The 6409-nt window shown below is 65.6% G+C and carries 9 protein-coding genes; 6 read left to right on the plus strand and 3 right to left on the minus strand.

The window, feature by feature from the left end; all coding sequences use genetic code 11:
- Positions 1 to 25 precede the first annotated feature (25 nt).
- Positions 26 to 820, plus strand: coding sequence for an indole-3-glycerol phosphate synthase TrpC (gene trpC / locus HLA98_RS19800; RefSeq protein ID WP_057501075.1), 795 nt, complete (start codon positions 26 to 28; stop codon positions 818 to 820).
- Positions 817 to 1533 carry a haloacid dehalogenase-like hydrolase gene (locus HLA98_RS19805; protein WP_057501074.1) on the plus strand — a complete coding sequence of 239 codons (717 nt, stop codon included), beginning with the start codon at positions 817 to 819 and terminating at the stop codon, positions 1531 to 1533. The genes trpC and HLA98_RS19805 overlap by 4 nt, the downstream gene beginning before the upstream one ends.
- 116 nt (positions 1534 to 1649) lie before the next feature.
- Here HLA98_RS19805 and HLA98_RS19810 read toward each other — a convergent pair whose 3' ends face one another.
- The gene (locus HLA98_RS19810) at positions 1650 to 2411 is read right to left on the minus strand and encodes a sulfite exporter TauE/SafE family protein (RefSeq protein WP_057501073.1); all 762 of its coding nucleotides are present in this window, start codon (positions 2409 to 2411) and stop codon (positions 1650 to 1652) included.
- A gap of 62 nt (positions 2412 to 2473) precedes the next feature.
- Complete coding sequence (gene crp, locus HLA98_RS19815; RefSeq protein WP_010482649.1) at positions 2474 to 3163, minus strand: cAMP-activated global transcriptional regulator CRP; 690 nt, start codon at positions 3161 to 3163, stop codon at positions 2474 to 2476.
- A 149-nt stretch (positions 3164 to 3312) separates the two neighbouring features.
- Here crp and speD point away from each other — a divergent pair, with 149 nt between their 5' ends.
- Both speD and HLA98_RS19825 read left to right on the plus strand, forming a co-directional pair.
- Positions 3313 to 4107 (plus strand): adenosylmethionine decarboxylase, encoded by a 795-nt coding sequence (speD, locus tag HLA98_RS19820; RefSeq protein WP_014648662.1) that lies wholly within the window; start codon positions 3313 to 3315, stop codon positions 4105 to 4107.
- Positions 4108 to 4275: 168 nt separating this feature from the next.
- Positions 4276 to 4596: a DMT family transporter gene (locus tag HLA98_RS19825; protein ID WP_005419816.1), complete on the plus strand. Its 321-nt coding sequence runs from the start codon at positions 4276 to 4278 to the stop codon at positions 4594 to 4596.
- Positions 4597 to 4667: 71 nt separating this feature from the next.
- Here HLA98_RS19825 and coq7 read toward each other — a convergent pair whose 3' ends face one another.
- Positions 4668 to 5312, minus strand: coding sequence for a 2-polyprenyl-3-methyl-6-methoxy-1,4-benzoquinone monooxygenase (gene coq7, locus HLA98_RS19830; RefSeq protein ID WP_057501072.1), 645 nt, complete (start codon positions 5310 to 5312; stop codon positions 4668 to 4670).
- Positions 5313 to 5509: 197 nt separating this feature from the next.
- Between coq7 and rplM the strand changes: the two genes are divergently transcribed.
- The gene (rplM, locus tag HLA98_RS19835) at positions 5510 to 5938 is read left to right on the plus strand and encodes a 50S ribosomal protein L13 (RefSeq protein WP_005414692.1); all 429 of its coding nucleotides are present in this window, start codon (positions 5510 to 5512) and stop codon (positions 5936 to 5938) included.
- Positions 5939 to 5940: 2 nt separating this feature from the next.
- Positions 5941 to 6333, plus strand: coding sequence for a 30S ribosomal protein S9 (gene rpsI, locus HLA98_RS19840; protein ID WP_005411311.1), 393 nt, complete (start codon positions 5941 to 5943; stop codon positions 6331 to 6333).
- The last annotated feature ends 76 nt before the right edge of the window (positions 6334 to 6409 follow it).

Genomic DNA, 6409 nt, shown 5'->3' on the forward strand with positions numbered 1-6409 from the left:
CCGCCCCCGCACCGAACCGAAGACGATGAGCGACATCCTGCAGACGATCCTGGCCCGCAAGGCCGAAGAAGTGGCCCAGCGCCGCGCCCAGCGCCCGCTCGAGGAGCTGCAGGCCGCCCTGGCCAGCGCCCCGCCCGTACGTGGCTTCGTGCGCGCGCTGCAGGCGGCGGTGGCCAACGGCGATCCGGCGGTGATTGCCGAAGTGAAGAAGGCCAGTCCCTCCAAGGGCGTCATCCGCCCGGATTTCCGCCCGGCTGACATCGCCGTCAGCTACGAGTTCGGCGGCGCCAGCTGCCTGTCGGTGCTGACCGACGTGGACTTTTTCCAGGGCGCCGACGCCTATCTGCAGCAGGCCCGCGAGGCGTGCACGCTGCCGGTGCTGCGCAAGGACTTCGTGATCGACGCCTACCAGGTGTACGAGGCGCGCGTGCTGGGCGCCGACTGCATCCTGCTGATCGTCGCCGCGCTGGACGACACCCAGCTGGCCACCCTGTCCGAACTGGCGCTGTCGCTGGGCATGGACGTGCTGGTGGAAGTGCACGACATCGACGAGCTGGAGCGTGCGCTGCAGGTGCCGGCGCCGATGATCGGCATCAACAACCGCAACCTGCGCACCTTCGAGGTGTCGCTGCAGACCACGCTGGACATGCAGAAGGCGGTGCCGCGTGACCGCCTGCTGGTGACCGAGAGCGGCATTCTCGGCCTGCAGGACGTGGCGCTGATGCGCGACGCCGGCATCCATGCGTTCCTGGTCGGCGAGGCCTTCATGCGCGTGGAAGAACCGGGCGAGGGCCTGCGTCAGCTATTCTTCGCGGCATGAAAACGCACTATCCGACGCCGCGCGATGATGCGCCGCTGGTGGTCTTCGATTTCGACCACACCCTCTATGACGGCGATTCGGGCACCCATCTGTTCGCCTCGCTGATCAAGCGCAACCCGCTGCGCATGCTGGCCGCGCTGCTGGTCACGCCAATCGCCGGGCCGATGGTGGCGATGCTGCCGACCCGTCGCGCGGGCATCTCGGTCTATGTGTGGATCGGCAGCTTCGGCCTGCACCGCGCGCGTGATTTCAACAAGGTCATCGACGCCTATGTGCTGCGCAACGAGGCGCAGATGCGTGCCAAGCTGCTGCCGCAGGCGCTGGAGGTGTTCGCCGCGCACCGCGCCAAGGGCGACCGCGTGGTGGTCGCCACCGGCGCGCCGCCGGAGCTTGCACGCGCGATCCTGACCTTCGTTGCCCATCAGGACGTGCCGGTGATCGGCACCGAGGTCGGCCCACGGCTGGGCGGCGTCGGCCCGACCCGCCACTGCCACAACGAAGAGAAGATGCGCATGCTGCGCGAGCGCGGCTACGGCGACATCGATATCGCCTATTCCGACAGCACCGCCGACCTGCCGCTGCTGCTGGCTGCCAAGGCGCCGGTGGTGGTGAACCCGAAGCCGGGCAGGGTGGACTTCTTCCGCCGCGTGCTGCCGGCCGGCACCCGCATCCTCAACTGGGGCTGCGTGGACCGTGGCGGCGACAAGGCCTGATTCGAGCCTGTTGTAGAGCCGGGCCATGCTCGGCTGCCTTTGTAGAGTCGAGCCGTGCTCGACTGCTTTCCCGCCAGGAGCAGCCGAGCATGGCTCGGCTCTACAGGTCCTTGCGCTCAGCGGTACAGGTGCCCGTACACCGCGTGGCCGATCTGGAACACGCTGATGCCCAGCACCAGCACACCAACGGCCACCAGTACCCAGCGCTCCTTCACCCGCTTGACCAGGATCGCCGCCACCGGCGCGGCCATCATGCCGCCGATCAGCAGTCCGGCGACGATCTGCAGGTGCTGCACGCCCATCGACAGTAGGAAGGTCGCCGACACCGTCAACGTGACCACGAACTCGGCCGCATTGACCGTACCGATGGTGGTACGCGCCTGGCCGCCACGGGCGAGCAGGGTGGACGTGGCGATCGGCCCCCAGCCGCCACCGCCGCTGGCGTCGAGCAGGCCCGCGAAGAAGCCCAGCACCGGTACCCGGCGGATCTCGCCCTTGGGCATCCAGCGCCCCGCGGCGCGGGCCAGGATGATGATCGCCAGCACCAGCAGGTACAGATAAATGAGGGGGCGGATGATGTCACCGGGGATCTGGGTGAGCACGTACGCGCCCAGGGCGCCGCCCACCGCACCGGGCAGGGCCAGCCGCAGGAACAGGCGTTTATCGACATTCCCGGCTGCAAGGTGCGACACACCCGAGGCACCGGTGGTGAACACTTCAGCGGTGTGGATGCTGGCGCTGACCTGGGCCGGGGGCAGGCCCATGCTCAGCATCACCGACGAGGAGACCAGGCCGAAGGCCATGCCCAGTGCGCCGTCAACCAGCTGTGCGCCCAGGCCGATGAGGATGAACCACCAGAATTCGCTGCTCAGTTCCATGCACCGAGCCTAGCGCGCGAAGGAGTGCGGACCAAGGTCCGCACCCACCAGGTGGTCAACGGTCAACGGGTGCCGTACAAAACCACAGTCTTGCCGCGGGCGTGCAGCAGGCCGTCGGTCTGCAGCTTCTTCAGAACGCGGCCGGCCATTTCGCGCGAGCAGCCGACCAGGCGGGCCAGTTCCTGGCGCGAGACGCGCAGCTGGCTGCCCTGCGGATGGCTCATCGCCTCCGGCTCCTGCGCGAGGTCGTGCAGGGTGCGCACGATCCGGTCGGTAACGTCCAGGAATGCCAGGCGGCTGGCCTTGCGGCTGGTGTCGAGCAGGCGCTTGGAAATCTGCTGTCCCAGCGCGTACAGCAGGCGCGGGGCATCGGCCGACAGCGGGCCGAGGAACAGCTGATGCAGGCGCTCGTAGCTGATTTCGGCCAGTTCGCAGGCGGTACGGGTCCGCAGGATCACCTCGCGGCGGTCCGATTCGACGAACAGACCCATCTCACCCACGAACTCGCCGGCGCCGAAGTAACCCAGCACCAGCTCGCGATCGTCATCTTCCTCGGCCATGATCGAAACCGAGCCGCTGATGACGTAATACAGGGTTCCCGCCGGGTCACCGGGTCGGAAGACGTCGGTACGGGTGGGGTATCGCCGCCTGTGGCTGTGCGCCAGGAAACGATCGATTGTGGCGATATCCAGGGCCAGTGGACTGCTAGCTAGGCGCACGGTTGACACGATAGGAGCGCTCCCTCTGCGCATGAACGGATTCACGGGGTCGATAGCGGAGCTTAACCAGCGCAATTGTTAAGGGCAAACAGTGTGCCAGATGTGAGCGATCTTCACGTTCCCCCCGGGGACAGTTTGCCCCATAATTCCCCCTTTCTCTTCTCACACAGGAATCGACCGCCGTGGTCAAGCCGTTGCCTCGCCTGAGGCTGCAGGGTTTCAACAACCTCACCAAGGCGCTGAGCTTCAACATCTATGACGTGTGTTACGCGCGCACCGAAGAGGAGCGTCAGCGTTACATTGAATACATCGATGAAGAGTACAACGCCGACAGGCTGACTCAAATCTTGACCGATGTCGCCGAGATCATCGGCGCCAACATCCTGAACGTGGCCCGCCAGGACTACGATCCGCAGGGTGCCTCGGTGACCATCCTGATCTCCGAAGAACCGGTGATCGACAAGAAGCAGGCCGGCAAGGAGCTGATTCCCGACGCCGTGGTCGCGCACATGGACAAGTCGCACATCACCGTGCACACCTATCCGGAAACGCACCCGCAGGAAGGTATCGCGACCTTCCGCGCCGACATCGATGTGGCTACCTGTGGCGTCATTTCGCCGCTGAAGGCGCTGAACTACCTGATCGAGAGTCTGGAATCGGACATCGTGATCATGGACTACCGCGTCCGTGGCTTCACCCGCGATGTGAAGGGCAAGAAGCACTACATCGATCACAAGATCAACTCGATCCAGAACTTCCTGGCCAAGAACATCAAGTCGCGTTACGAGATGTTCGACGTCAACGTCTACCAGGAGAACATCTTCCACACGAAGATGCACCTGAAGGACTTCGACCTGGACCAGTACCTGTTCGAGGAAAAGGCCAAGAACCTGTCGTTCAAGGAACGCATGAAGATCGAAGCGCTGCTCAAGCGCGAGATCGAAGAGCTGTTCCACGGCCGGAACCTGTCCGAGTAAGCCCCATGCGCGATGCCCGCAGGCATCGCCGCCCAGGCGGGACGACCCGCCCCGTGGAACTGGTGTCGCGCAGGCGACATGGTTCCACGGTGATGTACCGACCCACGGCCCGGTGTGAAAACACCGGGCCGTTTCGTTTTTCTCAAAAAAGGTAAGGAGCCCCCACCCATGCCCTGGATCTACCTGCTGCTGGCCGGCCTGTTCGAGATCGGTTTCGCCCTCGGAATGAAGTACTCCGAAGGCTTCAGCAAACCCCTTCCCACCGTTGCCACGGTGGTGTCCGCGCTGATCAGCCTGTACCTGATGAGCCAGGCGATGAAGAGCATCCCGGTCGGCACGGCCTACGCGATCTGGACCGGTATCGGCGCCATGGGCGTGGCGGTGCTGGGCATCTACCTGTTCAACGACAGCGCATCGCCGGCCCGCCTGGCCTGCGTGGGCCTGATCGTGGCGGGTGTGATTGGCCTGAAGCTGGTCTCGCCGAACTGATTGATGGCCCGACCAACGGTCGGGCCCGCCGCACCTCTTGGTAGGCCCGCACCGTTGGTGCGGGCAACCCTTCAAATGCGGTAGGCGATGGTCTTCATCACCTTGGAGGCCAGTGCCATCACGCCGGGGATCGGGAATGGCAGGCGGCGTGCGCCGGCCTGTTCGGCGTGCTCCGCATGGCGGGCCTCGTCGTCCTTCATCACGGCGATGACCGCGCGGCTGCGCAGGTCACCGGCCGGCAGGTCAACCAGATGCTCGTCCAGGTGCGCCTCCACCTGGCGCTCGGTCTCGACCACGAAGCCCAGGTTCCAGCCGTCGCCACGCAGCCCGGCCAGGGTGCCGATGGTGTAGCTGCCGGCATACCAGAGCGGGTTGAACAGGCTGGGCCGGCTGTCCAGTTCGCCCAGCCGGGTGGCGCACCAGGCCAGGTGGTCGGTCTCTTCCTGGGCCGCTTCCAGCAGGTGTTCACGCGTGGCCGGGTCGCGGGCCACGGCGGCCTGGCCGAAGTACAGGCCCTGCGCGCAGACCTCGCCGACGTGGTTGATCCGCATCAGCCCGGCCGCGTGACGGCGTTCGGCGCTGTCCATGCCCGGCTCACCCGTGTCCGCGGCCGGGTAGGGGCGGGCCGCCGGCGGGTTGCCGAACACCGTGTCCAGGGCGCGCTGCGCCTCGGTCAGCAGCTGGTCCAGCGGGGTGATCTGGCGGGGCACGGTCATGGCGGTACACGGTGGGGCGGAAGACCCCCGATTCTCGCCCGGCCCCGCGCCCCTGCCAACCCGGCCCAGGGCGCGGGTTGCGCGAGCCCTGCAAGGTGAGTACAATCCCGCCTCTTACGCTTCACCTTTTCACAACGCGTGGCAGAGTTCCGGCGAGCCTTTCGCCGCAATGAGCCCGACCTAACCTAGAGTTCTTCATGAGCACTTTCACTGCCAAGAACGAGACCGTCCAGCGCGACTGGTACCTCGTCGACGCCGAGGGCAAGACCCTGGGCCGTCTCGCCACCGAGCTGGCCCGCCGTCTGCGTGGCAAGCACAAGCCGGTCTACACCCCGCACGTTGATACCGGCGACTACCTGGTCGTCATCAATGCAGAAAAGATTGCCGTCACCGGCAAGAAGCTGCAGGACAAGATGTATCACCGTTTCACCGGTTACATCGGCAACCTGAAGACCGAATCCCTGGCACAGGCGCTGGAGCGCCACCCGGAGCGCGTGATCGAGATCGCCGTCAAGGGCATGCTGCCGAAGGGCCCGCTGGGTCGCCAGATGTACCGCAAGCTCAAGGTCTACGCCGGCACTGAGCATCCGCACGCCGCACAGCAGCCGCAGGTTCTGGATATCTAATCATGGCTATCACTCAAAACTACGGCACTGGCCGCCGCAAGTCCTCCACCGCTCGCGTGTTCCTGCGCAAGGGTTCGGGCAACATCACCGTCAATGGCCGTCCGCTGGACGAGTTCTTCGGTCGTGAGACTGCGCGCATGATCGTGCGCCAGCCGCTCGAGCTGACCAAGAACACCGAAAGCTTCGACATCCTGGTCACCGCCGCTGGCGGCGGCACCACCGGCCAGGCCGGTGCGATCCGTCTGGGCATCGCCCGTGCTCTGGTCGAGTACGACGAAACCCTGAAGTCCGAGCTGCGCAAGGCTGGCTTCATGACCCGTGACGCCCGTGAAGTCGAGCGTAAGAAGGTCGGTCTGCACAAGGCCCGCCGCGCCACCCAGTTCTCCAAGCGCTGATTTACCGCGCCTGGTTGGGCTCCTTCGGGAGCCCGCTGGATGGAAAAGCAAAAGCCCGGCTTCGGCCGGGCTTTTG

The sequence above is a fragment of the Stenotrophomonas africana genome (assembly GCF_013004645.1).
Taxonomy (GTDB): Bacteria; Pseudomonadota; Gammaproteobacteria; order Xanthomonadales; family Xanthomonadaceae; genus Stenotrophomonas; species Stenotrophomonas africana.